Genomic DNA, 15402 nt, shown 5'->3' with positions numbered 1-15402 from the left:
GAATAGTGCGCTTTTTTATTACATCGTTCGAAACCATATCAAGGAATAACTATGCGTCCAAATAATCGAGAAAATAATCAACCCCGCCCAATTAAAATCACTCGTAACTATACCAAGCATGCTGAAGGTTCTGTACTTGTTGAATTTGGTGATACCAAAGTGCTTTGTACTGCAACCGTGGAAGATGCTGTTCCGCGTTTCTTAAAAGGACAAGGGCAAGGCTGGGTCACGGCTGAATATGGAATGTTGCCACGTTCAACACATAGTCGTATGCAACGCGAAGCGGCTAAAGGTAAACAAGGTGGACGCACAATGGAAATTCAACGTTTAATTGCCCGCTCTTTGCGCGCGATGGTGGATCTCAAAGCACTTGGTGAACGTGCGATTACTTTAGATTGTGATGTTATTCAAGCAGATGGTGGCACGCGTACTGCATCCATTACTGGTGCTGCTGTCGCATTATGTGATGCGATCAATGGTTTAATTGAGAATGGCACGTTAAAAACTAACCCAATTAAAGGTTTAGTTTCAGCGATTTCTGTAGGGATTGTTGATGGTCAAGCTGTTTGTGATTTGGAATATGTGGAGGACTCTGCCGCGGAAACCGATATGAATGTTGTGATGATGGAAGATGGTCGCATGATTGAGGTACAAGGCACCGCAGAAGGCGAGCCATTTAGCCATGAAGAATTATTAACATTATTAGATTTAGCGAAACAAGGCTGTAATCAAATTTTCATCACTCAACGCGAGGCGCTAGGCTTATAGACACAGTTTATAGGGATTAAAAAATGGAACAATATAAACGCGATTTTATCGAATTTGCTTTAAGCAGAAATGTATTGAAATTCGGAGAATTTACTTTGAAATCGGGGCGTAAAAGTCCGTATTTTTTCAATGCGGGTTTATTCAATACGGGGGCAGATTTAGCGCGTTTAGGTGAGTTCTATGCTGCGGCAATTCAGGCAAGTGCGGTAGATTTTGATGTTGTTTTTGGCCCGGCTTACAAAGGTATTCCAATTGGCACTTCAGTTTCGGTGGCGTTATTTAATCGTTATGGTATTGATAAACCCGTGTGTTTTAATCGCAAAGAAGTTAAAGATCACGGAGAGGGCGGCAATTTAATTGGTAGCCCATTGCAAGGAAAAATTTTGCTTGTGGATGACGTGATTACGGCTGGTACTGCGATCCGTGAATCTATGGAATTAATTAGTGCAAATGAGGCAGAGCTTGCGGCAGTATTGATCGCCTTAAACCGTAAAGAACGAGGAAAAGGCGAGCTTTCTGCAATTCAAGAAGTTGAACGTGATTATCAATGCCAAGTGCTATCAATTATTGATTTAGATGATTTGATGCAATTTATCGAACAAGATCCTCGATACAGTAGCCATTTGCCAGAAATGCGTGCTTATCGTGCCGAATTTGGCGTATAAAACTTGAGAAATAAATTTTTGTCATCATTATAAATAACATTATAAAAATAACCGCACTTTGACTTAACAGGGGAAAGAATGGGATTTATTGGAAAAATTATAGGTGTATTTTTAGGTTGGAAAGTTGGTGGATTTTTTGGTGCGATTGCTGGGCTCATTTTAGGTTCTATTGCAGATAAAAAATTGTATGAGCTTGGTTCGGTAAGTTCCAGTTTCTTTAAAAAGAAAACAACGCGTCAAGACTTGTTTATGCAAACCACCTTTGCGGTGCTAGGACATTTAAGTAAATCGAAAGGGCGTGTAACAGAAGAAGATATTCAATTAGCTAATCAATTAATGATTCAGCTTAAATTGGATGATGCGGGGCGTAAATTAGCGCAGGATGCGTTTCGTCGTGGTAAAGAATCTGATTTCCCGATTCGTCAAGTTATCCGTGAATTTCGCATTGGTTGTGGGCAACGTGCTGATTTATTGCGAATGTTTTTACAAGTACAAGTTCAAGCGGCTTTTGCCGATTCAGAACTTCACGAAAATGAGAAAGAAGTACTTTATGTGATCGCTGAAGAGCTTGGTCTTTCTCGTATGCAATTTGAACAAATGATTGCGATGGAAATGGCTGCTCGAGCTTTTACTCAAGGCGGTTTCTATCAGCAATATCAACAAGGTGCCTATCAAGGTGGCTACCAATATCAGCAACAAAATAGTGGTGGTTACCAACATGCTTCTGGTCCAACTTTAAATGATGCCTATAAAGTATTGGGTGTGACTGAGTCCGACGAGCAAAACACGGTTAAGCGTGCTTATCGTCGTTTAATGAATGAACACCATCCAGATAAACTCGTGGCAAAAGGGTTACCTCCAGAAATGATGGAAATGGCAAAAGAAAAAACTCAACAGATTCAAGCCGCTTACGATTTAATTTGTAAAGCAAAAGGCTGGAAATAGTGCGTGTTATTCTTGCGCCTATGCAAGGGGTTCTAGATCCCTTTGTGCGTCAACTTCTCACCGAAGTGAATGACTACGATTTATGTATAACAGAATTTGTTCGCGTAGTTGATCAACTTCTCCCTGAAAAAGTATTTTATCGTTTATGCCCTGAATTAAAAAATCAGGGCTTTACTTCTTCTGGCACGCCTGTGCGAGTGCAGTTGCTAGGGCAGCATCCAGAATGCCTTGCTGAAAATGCGATTCGTGCAATCGAGCTTGGTTCTCATGGCATTGATTTAAATTGTGGTTGCCCTTCTAAAACAGTGAATGGCAGTAATGGCGGTGCGGCATTATTGAAACAGCCTGAATTGATTTATCGTGCCACTCAAGCCTTACGCAGAGCCGTGCCAAGTGAATTCCCTATTAGTGTAAAAGTGCGGTTAGGCTGGGATGATATTTCTCAAGCTTTTGAAATCGCTGATGCGGTAGAGCAGGGGGGAGCAACAGAAATTATAGTCCATGGACGCACAAAAGCTGATGGTTATCGTGCAGATCGAATTAATTGGAAAAAAATTGGTGAAGTCCGAGAGCGTTTATCCATTCCTGTTATTGCTAACGGAGAAATTTGGCATTGGCAAGATGGTCAAGATTGCTTATCTCAAACAGGCTGCCAGGATTTAATGGTGGGACGAGGCGCGTTGAATATTCCGAATTTAAGTCATGTTCTGAAATCAAATGCAGAAAAAATGCCTTGGTGCGAGATTCAAAAAATCTTGCAAAAATATGCTAATGTTGAAAATGAATATGACAGTGGCTTTTATCATGTGGCACGAATTAAACAGTGGTTATGTTATTTGAATAAGGAATATGATGAAGCGAACCAAGTGTTTGATAAGATTAAGGCTTGCCACATATTGAGAGACTTTCAGGAAATCCTTAGTCATATCACGTAAATATAAAGGCGGTAAAATTGAAAAGATTTTACCGCACATTTTTTATCTGTTGTTTTCTAATAATGTTTTCACACCGTTATCATTAATAAATTTTTCATATCCTGATGCAATTAATCTATAGGTTTGGCTTGTGATCATTTCCCGTGGAGAACTTTCAAATTTTGATACAGTCACTATAGTCGGGGAGTAATCTTTGTCCCATACGATTTCCCCATTCTTTAAGAGCTTATAGTTAATAGTATAACTAAAATCAACACTGTATCCTAAATCATCAATTTTTAATTTTTTTACATTTCCCAAAATTGTTAATTTACCTATACCAACCTTGATTCCAGTCATCGATAACTCTTTTGCAGTAAAGTGTTTAACCATTTCTCCAATGCTTTGATCAAAATAGATCGTTCCCATAGCAGTATTTTCTGGTTGGCTTTCTCTAACTTTACCTAATTTAGCTGGTTCATAAGAGAATTCACCCAAAACTATAGATGAGTCTATTTTAGTGTAGTTTTGAGATTTATAAACATCTTCTCGTTGGGTTGTATTAACCGTAGCAGAACACCCTGTAATGAATAATATAATACTTAACGATAAAATTGAGATGAATTTTTTCATATTAATTTCCTTAAATGAAAATTGGTTCTAAATAATTGCTATGTTATATTTAGATAAAATTTAATCCAGTCACTCTAAGAGCTATTTAAAACGCTTAAAGAGTTAAAATATGACTTTAGGTGAATTATGGAATTATCAGAAAAAATAAAAATTATGCGTGACATGAATCATTGGACACAGGAGGATGTAGCTGAAAAATTGGGTATGTCCACAACAGGTTATGCAAAAATTGAATGTGGGCAAACGAAAGTTAGTGTAGAAAAATTGAAGCAAATTGCGCAAATTTTTAATATCAATATTGCACAACTTTTAGATGATGAGCGTTTTGTGATTTGTTCAATAGGAGATAATCATTCTAATTACAATAATTATTTTGGTACAAGTGAGAAACTTGCTGTTGAAAACGAGAAATTAAAGGAATTGCTTGCCGCGAAAGAAAATGAAATCAAAGCGTTAAAGAAGGTGATTTCATTGTTAGAAACTAAGGGCTGAATTGAAATCAATAAAAACCTGCTAATCAGCAGGTTTTCTTTTTCTAAATTATTTAAAAACTCACCGCACTTTTTAATTTTTTCAGTGCATTGGTTTCTAATTGACGAATACGTTCCGCAGAGACATTATATTTTGCTGCCAAATCGTGTAATGTAGCTTTGTTATCATCTAACCAACGAGCTTTGATAATATCCTGACTACGCGCATCCAGACTTTGTAACGCTGCACCTAATTGCTCGGTTGCTTGGCTTTCAAAGTTTTCATTTTCAAGCTCTGCTGCGAAATTGGAACTTTTATCTTCCAAATAAAGGGCGGGAGAATAAGTCTCTGTTTCTGCATCATCAGTAGGTAAATCAAAACCTACATCCGCACCGCTCATACGTGATTCCATTTCGATCACATCTTCTTTGGAAACACCCAATTCATTTGCAACGAGATCAACTTCATTTTCATTGAACCAGCCTAAACGTTGTTTAGTTTTGCGTAGGTTGAAAAATAATTTACGTTGAGCTTTTGTGGTCGCTACTTTTACGATACGCCAGTTACGAAGAACATATTCGTGGATCTCAGCTTTAATCCAATGCACGGCGAATGACACCAAACGTACACCAACTTCAGGGTTAAAACGTTTAACAGCTTTCATTAAGCCGATATTACCTTCTTGGATTAAGTCAGCTTGTGGCAAACCATAGCCAGAATAGCCACGTGCAACATGGATCACGAAGCGAAGATGCGACAAAATGAGTTTTTTCGCAGCATCTAAATCCTCGTGATAATACAAACGTTCTGCCAATTCCTTTTCTTCCTCTGCGGTCAGCATCGGATATTCATTTGCCGCACGAATATAACCTTCGATACTGCCTTGAGGAACTAACATCATTTGTGTTTCTTTATCCATTGTTTCCCTTCTTTATTTTGGCTTTTGCCAATCAATGTGCTTAGTTATAGCACAATAAGTTATCTTATTGAACCAATTTGTTAATAAGACAGGTTTTATCAATCAAAAGTTCAATTATTCTAAATAATTCTGATTAATTAGCAAAGTGGAATCAGGGTTAAATTAAGATTTTCATTAATTACTTTAAATAGTAAATCAATGTTCGGATGCTTGCCTGGATTCGCTTTAGCATCTTCTACGTGTTCTGCAAACCATTCAACACCTTGTTGTGCGGAAGTGCGGTTTAATTTCCCGTTAAATTTTTTAGCCAATGCATTATAAAGGCGAAGAGAACCTAATTTACCGGGTATGGCTGGAATGTTGTGGATAATAGTCTCACCATCCATCACATTTAAACCGGTTAAATGCTCGATTGTGGGTAAGGTTTCTAAAATTTCTTTAAAGCTCATGATTTATTTCCTTAATCTATATAAATTATGCGATAGTTTGCTCACTATTTACTTCGCCAGTTGCACCGATAAATCGTACTTCAGGCTGTAAATATACACCGAATTTTTCTGCAACAGTTTGGCGAACGTGATGGGCGAGTTTGACTACGTCTTGTCCTGTTGCCCCGCTTTTGTTAATTAACACTAATGCTTGTTTTTCATGAACGGCTGCGCCACCAATTTGAAAACCTTTAAGATTGCATTGATCAATCAGCCAGCCTGCTGCTAATTTCACTGAGTCATCTGCCTGCGGAAAGTGCGGCAGATTTTCGTGATGCTTTTTGATTTCATCAAAATGTTCTGAACTGACAACTGGATTTTTAAAGAAACTCCCCGCATTACCAAATTCATTTGGATTAGGTAATTTACTTCGGCGGATATGACAGATTTCATCAAAAATTTGTTTAGCGGTGACAGTTTTGGGAGCGAACTCTACAAGCGAACCATACTTTAGAATAGGCTGCCAATTTTTTGTGAGCTTTAACCCAACCGCTGTAATCACATAACCTTGTTGATAACGATGTTTGAAAATACTTTCACGATAACCAAATTCGCATTGTTCTGTGTCAAGTCGGAAGGTGTCATTCGTGTTTAAATTAAGTACATCCACATAATCGCATACGTCTTTAAATTCAATACCGTATGCACCAATATTTTGAATGGATGCAGAGCCAGCACATCCAGGAATCAGAGCCAGATTTTCTAATCCATAAATACCATTGTTAATAGACCACTCCACTAATTCATGCCAATTTTCACCGCCATTCACATGCAGGTAGTGAAAATCAGAATCCTGTTGGTGAGTAATGCCCATTAAACGATTTAAAATCACCACCCCATTAAAATCATCTAGAAATAGCATATTACTGCCTTGACCTAGAAAAAGTGCGGGTAAATTTTCCGCTTTTGAATGAGCCCATGCTTGTTGCAGTTGTTCAATGCTATGAGCTTCAATAATTTCACGAGCATTAGCATGAATATGGAAAGTGTGAAAAGGTTGTAAATTTTGCATTTAAAATACCATTGTCGGGAGCATAAAAAATTTATCTTTTATACCAGTTGCTATGAATCATTATATCCACCGTAATCAACATAAAGCGTGTGGAAGCGTGATTTTCACCTGTGTACCGCCTTGTTCGCGACGGATGATGTTAAATTCTGCGTTAAGTTGGCGACTACGTTCAGTCATAATATTTAACCCGTAATGACCTTCAGGCTCTTCAAGGTTTTGAATACCAATACCATTATCTTCAACTAAAATTTCGTATTCGCCTTCTGCATTAATTTTGGCGCTAATTTCAATTGCTGTGCCTTGAGAATGTTTGATCGCATTGGTGGTGGCTTCACGTACAATTTGTAGCACATGAACCAGTTGTTGTGGGTTCAAACTTTGTGATGGCAATTGGCAATTAACGTTCATTTGCATCGTTGTTTGTGAACGTAATGAGTCAATCACTTGTTCTAGCGCAAGCTGTAAATTAGCTTCTTGTATAGTTAAACGGAAAGTGGCTAAAAGCTCGCGTAATTGTGCATATCCACTCGAAAGAGCCTGTTCGAAATCACGAATAATGACCAAACTTTGTTCTTTGGATGAATCACCTTCTTTCTTCAAGTTATGTTTAAGTAATGTAAGCTGGATCTGTAAAAATGATAGCACTTGAGCCAACGAGTCATGCAATTCTCGCGCGATAATTGACCGCTCTTCCATCAATAAGAGCTGTTCTTGTTGACGTAAACTTTTTTGGAAATAAAGGGCTCGTGCAAGCATTTGAGCAAGGTTTTGCATCATTCTCGGATCGGGGCAAGGCAATCCTGCTTGCCAAGAGAGCGCACCGAATTCTTCGTTATCGACTGAAAGTATCTCAGTTTGTAAAGAGCAGTCTAAATCTTGAGTACCAAAAGCAATATCCCAATGCTCTGCACCCATAACTTCAACTTTAATATATTTCAAATTCTCGCTGACCAGAATGTGGTCAAGCACTTGGCTTAATACTTTATCGTTGATCGTGTTGGCATTAAGAATTTGAGAACTTTGATAAAGGGTCGTCAAAGAGTGGTTGGTTTGGCGTAACTTTTGTGTTTTTTCGTTTACTGTTTCTTCCAAACGTGAATAAAGCTGCCCAAGCTCCGTGGACATTTGTGTAAAAATACGCGCCAATGTACCGAGTTCATTTTGTTTTGTTGTATCAAGCGGAATGTGATTAAATTGACGCGTTTGCACTTGCATACTGGCTTTCGTCATTAAGTGCAGTGGTTTTACGACTTCTCGCTGTGTGTACCAAATCACATAAGACACCATGACTAAAATTAACAACATCGCGAAAAAGAGCACCGATACGCCCAAAATCCATTTTTGTTCACTGAAACGTTGTAGCTCAAACACAAAATAATCAACATCTGCCACATAGTCAGTGAGTTGATTGCTATAATTTTTTACATCGTGTTGGCGCGCATATTTTTCCATGTTCGTCCAACGTTGCAAAATGTTTTGATAGGAATGTTTTAATACATTAGGTGTGAAAAATTGATTTTGGACTTCCAATAAAGCAGATGAATGAAGGCTTATATGATAACGACGTAAGTTCGTTTCCACACTTTCTGGTTGTTCTTGCATTTCATAGAGCAGGCGATAACTTTGCATCCGCAAAGATCCTGAAATATTAATGGCTTCTGCGTCATATTTATTACTGCTCATAATTGCCAAACTTAGCGAGCTAATCACGCCAGCAACAATGAGAATGATGAATAAATATTTAGCAATACGAGTGGAAACTGAACGTTTAGTATGCACAGGAAACTCCAGTGGAAATTTAGAAAAGTGCGGTGAATTTTTTATTTCTTTTTAAATTTAGCCCAAACTTTATCTTCTTGACCGCGCCATAAACGTTGAACATTATCGTGATGACGATAAATTAATAGACAACAGACCAAGGCAACGGGAAAAGTAAATTCCGGTTTAAACCACCACACATAAAAAGGCACAAGTAAAGCAGAAATAACCGCACTTAATGAAGAATAACCGCTGATAAGAAAAACGAAGACCCAAGTGCCTAATGTAGAGCCTGCTACAGCCCAAGAAATTGGTGCGATTGCACCGAAAGCGGTTGCGACGCCTTTGCCGCCTTTGAATTGGAAGAAAATGGGGAAAATGTGCCCCAAGCAAGCACCTAGTGCTACCATACCTAATTCAAATTGTGTGAGTCCTAAATAGTAACCAACCCATACTGGTGTCATGCCTTTTAAAATATCAATAATCAGTACTGCGAGAGCAGACCAACGGCCTCCGATACGAAGCACATTTGTCGCACCTGGATTGTTTGATCCATTTTGACGAGGATCTGGCAAGCCTGCAACGCGACAAATTAGAATAGCACTGGAAATAGAGCTTAAAAGATAGGCACAAAGCATATAAAAAAGGGCAAAAAGGCTCATTTTGTACTCCAGCAAGAAAAATTATTCGTTATTCTACCCAAAGTTGATAGTATACGCCTACAATAATTTTAGAGGAAATCTTATGGATCGTGTTTTTATTGAAGAATTGACTGTTTTTGCTCAAATTGGCGTATATGATTGGGAACAGAAAATTAAGCAAAAGCTTGTGTTTGATTTGGAAATGGCTTGGGATTGTAAACAAGCGGCGGAAACGGATGATGTTGGATATTGTTTGAATTATGCTGAAGTGAGCCAAGTGATAATTGATTATGTGGAAAGTAAACCTTTCTTGTTGATTGAGCGAGTGGCTTATGAAGTGGCGGATTTGCTTGAGTCGCGTTATAAACTTCAAGGATTAAAAATTAAATTGAGTAAACCGAAAGCCGTAGCGCAAGCTCGAAATGTTGGTGTATTGATTGTACGTGGATGTTTAAAATAATGTGAAATTTTCGTAAAAATTTGTCGGCTTTTTAAACGAAATTGACTAAAATAGTCATGAGTTTTTACTGCAATAAAGGAGATTGCAATGAATATGAAAACCTTATTAGCACTAGCGGTTAGTGCGGTATGTTCAGTTGGTGTTGCCCAAGCACATGAGCATAATCATGATCACAATATGGCACCCAAAGGTGCTTCTATTGAAGTGAAAGTGCAACAACTTGATCCAGTAAACGGTAACAAAGATGTAGGTACAGTGACTATTACTGAATCTAACTATGGCCTTGTGTTTACCCCTAATTTACAAGGATTAAGCGAAGGCTTACATGGTTTCCACATCCATGAAAACCCAAGCTGTGAGCCAAAAGAAAAAGAGGGTAAATTGACAGCAGGTTTAGGCGCTGGTGGTCACTGGGATCCTAAAAGTGCAAAACAACATGGTTATCCATGGCAAGATGATGCACACTTAGGTGATTTACCTGCATTAACTGTATTATATGATGGCACTGCAACTAATCCTGTTTTAGCACCACGTCTTAAACATTTAGATGATGTTCGCGGTCACTCTATTATGATCCATGCTGGTGGTGATAACCACTCTGATCATCCAGCTCCACTTGGCGGTGGCGGCCCACGTATGGCATGTGGCGTGATTAAATAATTCGATTGTTCGAAACGAAAAGTGCGGTGAATTTTCACCGCACTTTTTTATGGTATTCTCCGACTGCCAAGGCTCTCACTGTTTCTTTCAATTTCTTTACTTTCTTGTTCATTTAAAATTTCATAAACGTGATATGAATTAATAATCTCATAATCTTTTCCTGCATGAGCTACAAACTTACTTGAACTTACATGTTCGTAACAAGTTTTAAAAAACCATGCCTCATCACAATATATACTTTTTGTATTTGGTAAGATTACTTCACTCTCAGCTGGTATAATAAATTCCCGATAACTTTTTTCTGCATATTTTTTGTAAAGCTTAGGTTTATTTGGCATGCCAAGAGAAATAATCTCCTTATCTGCTACATATCCATCAAGTAGAAATACTTTAAAGCCATATTCTTTATATTTTCCATTCTCTACTACTTTGAAATTCGTATATGATTGTCGTTGCTCCCCTTTTTCTCGTTCGAGAATGACTCTAATTCTTACATGTTTTTGTGGGTTGTATTGAGTTATAGGTGGTCTAGTTACAATTTGAGTACAGCCAATGATAAGAAAGCTTAAAAATAAAATGAGATAATTTTTCATACTTTTTAGATAAGTGTATAATTTATTTAACCACTTCCGCCGTATATTCCAATTTATGAATTGCATTAATCAATTGCTCATCAGGAACTTTTGGATCTTCTACAACAGTCACAGTCCTATCTTTAATGGAGGCTTTAGTGGAAATCACGCCATCAATATTTCGTAGCTCTTTATTCACTAAATAAGCGCAAAGCTGGCAATTCATTTCTTTTACTTTTAGCACAATTTGTTTGGTTTCATTCGCATGGGCGAAAGAAATAGCAAACAGAGAAAGCAAAAGTACGGTACATAATTTCTTCATTTTTATTCCTAATTAGCTAATTCTAAAATCCAAGGCAAAATTGTCGGATAGGTTAAGAAAAAAATCATCATGATAAATACAATCCAATATAAAACGATGAGTTTTTTACGGGAAATATATTTGCTACAAATGATTTTTTGGAAAACATCAACAGCCAAAATCCATAGGCGAAGGCGCATAATGAAACGATAAGCATAGGAATACGCAAATAATCATATTCGCCTAAGCCGATCAACCAAGTGGACGACACACCAAATACTAAATAAATTAATGGTGCGATGCAGCACAAGGTTGATGCCACCGCAGCGCTAAGTGCGGTGGCTATGGCAACTCAAAAGGATTTATTAGAGTTTTTTAGAGACGTAGTCATATTTAAATTCTTTTGGATCAAAGGAATTTAACGGATCACCACCCACTTCTGCATACGGGTAGCAGAAGTTATTGATTGGAGCCAGTTCTGGTTGTGGATATAAATCGAAATCACGGGCATGATTCAATCCGACCCAGTTTGCTTCCCAGTTACCAAACAAATATTTTGCTACGGCTTGTGTATCTTTATCTTCAATAGATTTTTTCTCTGCTAAACGCATTTTGGCAACGTCTGCGGAATCAACTGGTACCCATCCAAACCCTGCAAGGTAGAATTCAGCACGGCAGTGCTGACCGCCACTTACGTTTGCGATGCCTTGTTCATTTGCACTACCGAAAGCACCTTTGGAATATTTGCCCATTTTCTCTGCCGCACCTAAGCGAATATCAAAAATTTCACGGGCTGGGATGCCTGCCGCACGAGCAAGCGCCACAAATACAGAGTTAATATCGGTACATTTACCTTTTAATACGTCAGTGGTAAGAATTTTTTCTACATCGCCGTCACCACAACCTAAAACAGAATTATCACGTTCCATATTGTTGACGATCCATTGGTGAATCAACTCAGCTTTTTTTAATGGATTGGTTTCTTTACCTACGATTTTGTCAGCAAATTCTTTCACAATGCCATCAGTTTTAATGTGTTGAGTAGCTTTTAAGTACTCCTGTACATCCACGGAATACTGAATATCTTTTGGCGGAGTATAATTCTCTAAAGCACCTTTCACCATCGGTTCACGGTCTTTTGTTTCAATGACCATAGTGACTTTTAAATCACGTTTTTGTGCATCTTTATCCCAAGTGGCAAATAAGGTTTTCGCACCGTATTTATTGTTTTCTGTTACATAGGCGTTCATGTAATTACCTTCAAAGTGAATCGATTTCACTTGTTGGTATTCTCCATTAAATGGCAATGGAACCCATAAATTGGTTTGTCCTTGCGAGCCTTTTGGCGCGACCAAATCGTAGGTTTGAGTGAATTCATACAGATGAGAATCAGTATTGTAGTTTGGGGTGTTGGTATTGGCATAAGCCATTGAACACGCGGAAAGCACCGCTGTGGCGATAAGTTTCCTCATGAAAAGATCCTTCTAGTTAGTTAACAGTTAAAACTTAACACATTAGATAAACTAATTGTGGATGAACCCATAGTAAAAGATTTTTAAAGATGAATTCAATTGATGATTTAGACAAAGTAATAACTAAATGATTAATAATAGTTATCATTATTTCACTTTGATTTTAATCATCTTTTTGCGATTTTTTTATTACCTATTTTTAATTATGTGATCTAACGCAAACTTTCATTTTTTAAAAGATGATTGAATCAACGCTCTTTAGTTATTACTCAATCTGACTGTGGGGGAATGATACTATGGGTAATTTTGATCAAATGAGTCGCCGAAATTTTATTAAAGCATCATCAGCAGGTGCAGCGATTGCGGCGGCAGATATTACCTTGCCTTTTAATGCCATGGCGGCAGAAACGCCTGTTGCAGCGGAAAGCAGTGAAGAAAAAATTGTTTGGAGTGCTTGCACGGTAAACTGCGGTAGCCGTTGTCCATTACGTATGCATGTAAAAGACAATCGCATTACTTATGTAGAAACCGATAATACCGGCACCGAAACCTATAATCTGGATCATCAAGTTCGTGCTTGCTTACGGGGACGTTCTATGCGTCGCCGTGTATATAATCCTAACCGTTTGAAATACCCAATGAAACGCGTAGGGAAACGCGGTGAAGGTAAATTCAAACGTATTAGTTGGGATGAAGCCTTAACTGAAATTGCCGATGCACTCAAACGTAATATCGAAAAATACGGCAATGAATCTGTTTATTTGAACTACGGCACAGGTACGCTTGGTGGCACAATGGCGAAATCTTGGCCGCCTGCCTCCACCATGGTGGCGCGGTTTATGAACTGTATTGGTGGTTATTTAAATCATTATGGTGATTACAGCACCGCTCAAATTGCTGTCGGTTTAGATTATACCTATGGGGGTGGTTGGGCATTGGGAAATGGAATGGCTGACATTGAAAACACCAAATTAATAGTGTTATTCGGTAATAATCCTGCAGAAACTCGTATGAGTGGAGGTGGTTTAACTTATTGTATTGAACAAGCCAAAGCTCGTTCCAATGCCAAAATGATTATTATTGATCCTCGTTATAATGATACGGGGGCAGGGCGTGAAGATGAATGGATTCCGATTCGTCCCGGCACAGATGCAGCTCTCGTTTCTGCGTTAGCTTATGTAATGATTAAAGAAGATCTCGTGGATCAACCTTTCTTAGATAAATATTGCGTAGGTTATGACGAAAAAATTTTACCAGCAGGTGCACCCAAAAATGGCCATTACAAAGCCTATATCTTAGGTGAAGGCGATGATGGTATTGCTAAAACACCAGAATGGGCAGCAAAAATCACTGGTATTCCGGCTGATCGCATTATTAAACTTGCACGTGAAATCGGCGGTACAAAACCGGCATTTATTGCTCAAGGCTGGGGGCCACAACGCCGCAGTAATGGTGAATTAATTTCGCGCGCCATTGCTATGTTGCCAATTTTAACCGGTAACGTGGGTATTCATGGCGGGAATACCGGTGCGCGTGAAAGTGCTTATAGCATTCCTTTTGTACGTATGCCAACATTAAAAAACCCAGTAAAAGCTAGTATTCCAATGTTTTTGTGGACAGATGCAATTATTCGCGGCACGGAAATGACCGCACTTACAGATGGTATTCGTGGCGTTGATAAGTTATCTGCACCAATTAAAGTGATTTGGAACTATGCAAGTAACTGTTTGATTAATCAGCACGCACAAATCAATCGTACTCACGATATTCTACAAGATGATACCCAATGTGAAATGATCATTACCATCGATAATCATATGACATCTACTGCAAAATATAGTGATATTTTATTACCAGATTGTACTGCATCAGAACAAATGGATTTCGCTTTAGATGCCTTTGTATCCAATATGGCATATGTCATTTTTGCAGATCAAGTGATCAAACCATCTTTTGAATGCAGACCTATTTACGATATGTTGAGTGATTTAGCTGAGAAAATGGGCGTAAAGGAAAAATTTACTGAAGGACGAACACAAGAGGAATGGTTACGCCACATTTATGCACAATCTCGAGAAAAATTGCCTGAATTGCCAACTTTTGAAGAGTTTAGACAACAAGGTATTTTTAAAAAGGTTGATCCTAATGGTTTTAAAGTCGCATATAAAGATTTCCGTGATAATCCAGAGGCGCATCCACTTAAAACGCCATCAGGTAAAATTGAAATTTACTCTTCTCGCTTAGCTGAAATAGCAAAAACTTGGAAATTAGCAAAAGATGAAGTAATTCATCCTTTACCAATTCACGCCCAAAGTTTTGAGCATTACGGCGATCCATTAATGGAAAAATATCCGTTACAACTTAGCGGTTTCCACTATAAAGCAAGAACGCACTCCACTTATGGAAACGTGGATGTGCTAAAAGCCACGAACCTACAAGAAGTGTGGATGAACCCAATTGATGCCGCGCCACGCAATATTAAAAATGGCGATATGATTCGTATCTTTAATGATCGCGGTGAAGTGCGCATTAATGTTAAAGTTACTCCACGTATTATTCCAGGTGTCGTCGCCTTGAGTGAAGGGGCATGGTATGCACCTGATAAAGATCGTATCGATCATTCAGGTTGTATTAATGTACTCACCACTCAACGCCCATCGCCACTAGCGAAAGGCAATCCGCAACATTCTAATTTAGTTCAAGTGGAACGCTTGTAGGGAATA

General features: G+C 38.3%; 17 protein-coding genes and 1 pseudogene. 8 read left to right on the top strand and 10 right to left on the bottom strand.

Annotated elements, in window-relative coordinates; all coding sequences use genetic code 11:
* Positions 1-51: 51 nt before the first annotated feature.
* The 4 genes from rph (at position 52) to dusC (ending at position 3313) form a co-directional block, all read left to right on the top strand.
* Positions 52-768: a ribonuclease PH gene (rph, locus tag AC6H0A_RS06765; protein WP_179230831.1), complete on the top strand. Its 717-nt coding sequence runs from the start codon at positions 52-54 to the stop codon at positions 766-768.
* 23 nt (positions 769-791) lie between these two features.
* Entirely contained in the window at positions 792-1433 is a 642-nt protein-coding gene (gene pyrE, locus AC6H0A_RS06760) for an orotate phosphoribosyltransferase (RefSeq protein WP_070047073.1), read from the top strand.
* A gap of 78 nt (positions 1434-1511) precedes the next feature.
* Entirely contained in the window at positions 1512-2378 is an 867-nt protein-coding gene (gene djlA, locus AC6H0A_RS06755; RefSeq protein WP_005636320.1) for a co-chaperone DjlA, read from the top strand.
* On the top strand, positions 2378-3313 hold the full coding sequence (gene dusC, locus AC6H0A_RS06750; protein ID WP_005643129.1) for a tRNA dihydrouridine(16) synthase DusC: 936 nt from the start codon (positions 2378-2380) through the stop codon (positions 3311-3313). Before djlA ends, dusC begins: the two co-directional genes overlap by 1 nt.
* Positions 3314-3355: 42 nt before the next feature.
* Here the strand turns inward: dusC and AC6H0A_RS06745 are convergent, their stop codons facing one another.
* Positions 3356-3925: a hypothetical protein gene (locus AC6H0A_RS06745; RefSeq protein WP_005643128.1), complete on the bottom strand. Its 570-nt coding sequence runs from the start codon at positions 3923-3925 to the stop codon at positions 3356-3358.
* A 126-nt stretch (positions 3926-4051) separates the two neighbouring features.
* Between AC6H0A_RS06745 and AC6H0A_RS06740 the strand changes: the two genes are divergently transcribed.
* A complete protein-coding gene (locus AC6H0A_RS06740) occupies positions 4052-4417 on the top strand; it encodes a helix-turn-helix domain-containing protein (RefSeq protein WP_005643125.1) in 366 nt (121 codons plus the stop codon).
* 52 nt (positions 4418-4469) lie between these two features.
* On the opposite strand, the gene rpoH is transcribed toward AC6H0A_RS06740, so the two are convergent.
* The 5 genes from rpoH to plsY form a co-directional block, all read right to left on the bottom strand.
* Entirely contained in the window at positions 4470-5315 is an 846-nt protein-coding gene (gene rpoH, locus AC6H0A_RS06735) for an RNA polymerase sigma factor RpoH (RefSeq protein WP_005632815.1), read from the bottom strand.
* A 137-nt stretch (positions 5316-5452) separates the two neighbouring features.
* Positions 5453-5764, bottom strand: a complete 312-nt coding sequence (locus tag AC6H0A_RS06730) for a DUF2322 family protein (RefSeq protein ID WP_005643124.1) — start codon at positions 5762-5764, stop codon at positions 5453-5455.
* Positions 5765-5789: 25 nt separating this feature from the next.
* Entirely contained in the window at positions 5790-6815 is a 1026-nt protein-coding gene (gene murB / locus AC6H0A_RS06725; protein ID WP_005643123.1) for a UDP-N-acetylmuramate dehydrogenase, read from the bottom strand.
* A 75-nt stretch (positions 6816-6890) separates the two neighbouring features.
* Positions 6891-8594 carry a nitrate/nitrite two-component system sensor histidine kinase NarQ gene (gene narQ, locus AC6H0A_RS06720; protein ID WP_005643120.1) on the bottom strand — a complete coding sequence of 568 codons (1704 nt, stop codon included), beginning with the start codon at positions 8592-8594 and terminating at the stop codon, positions 6891-6893.
* 41 nt (positions 8595-8635) lie between these two features.
* Positions 8636-9235 carry a glycerol-3-phosphate 1-O-acyltransferase PlsY gene (gene plsY / locus AC6H0A_RS06715; RefSeq protein ID WP_497512595.1) on the bottom strand — a complete coding sequence of 200 codons (600 nt, stop codon included), beginning with the start codon at positions 9233-9235 and terminating at the stop codon, positions 8636-8638.
* 82 nt (positions 9236-9317) lie between these two features.
* On the opposite strand from plsY, the gene folB reads away from it, so the two are divergent.
* Both folB and sodC read left to right on the top strand, forming a co-directional pair.
* Positions 9318-9674, top strand: coding sequence for a dihydroneopterin aldolase (folB, locus tag AC6H0A_RS06710; protein ID WP_005643117.1), 357 nt, complete (start codon positions 9318-9320; stop codon positions 9672-9674).
* Positions 9675-9761: 87 nt separating this feature from the next.
* On the top strand, positions 9762-10334 hold the full coding sequence (sodC, locus tag AC6H0A_RS06705; RefSeq protein ID WP_005643116.1) for a superoxide dismutase family protein: 573 nt from the start codon (positions 9762-9764) through the stop codon (positions 10332-10334).
* 47 nt (positions 10335-10381) lie between these two features.
* Here the strand turns inward: sodC and AC6H0A_RS06700 are convergent, their stop codons facing one another.
* From AC6H0A_RS06700 to AC6H0A_RS06685, 4 genes and pseudogenes are all read right to left on the bottom strand, one after another.
* Positions 10382-10927: a hypothetical protein gene (locus AC6H0A_RS06700; protein WP_044233266.1), complete on the bottom strand. Its 546-nt coding sequence runs from the start codon at positions 10925-10927 to the stop codon at positions 10382-10384.
* A gap of 22 nt (positions 10928-10949) precedes the next feature.
* A complete protein-coding gene (locus AC6H0A_RS06695; protein WP_005643113.1) occupies positions 10950-11228 on the bottom strand; it encodes a heavy-metal-associated domain-containing protein in 279 nt (92 codons plus the stop codon).
* An 8-nt stretch (positions 11229-11236) separates the two neighbouring features.
* Positions 11237-11553 (bottom strand): annotated as a pseudogene (locus AC6H0A_RS06690) (hypothetical protein).
* Between the two features lie 19 nt (positions 11554-11572).
* Positions 11573-12679, bottom strand: coding sequence for a transglutaminase-like domain-containing protein (locus AC6H0A_RS06685; protein WP_497512594.1), 1107 nt, complete (start codon positions 12677-12679; stop codon positions 11573-11575).
* A gap of 296 nt (positions 12680-12975) precedes the next feature.
* Between AC6H0A_RS06685 and AC6H0A_RS06680 the strand changes: the two genes are divergently transcribed.
* A complete protein-coding gene (locus AC6H0A_RS06680) occupies positions 12976-15396 on the top strand; it encodes a DMSO/selenate family reductase complex A subunit (protein ID WP_179230828.1) in 2421 nt (806 codons plus the stop codon).
* The last annotated feature ends 6 nt before the right edge of the window (positions 15397-15402 follow it).

Source organism: Haemophilus sp. THUN1692, assembly GCF_059704395.1.
Note: the sequence above shows the minus strand (reverse complement) of the source record. Positions and strands in the feature narration are given on the sequence as shown.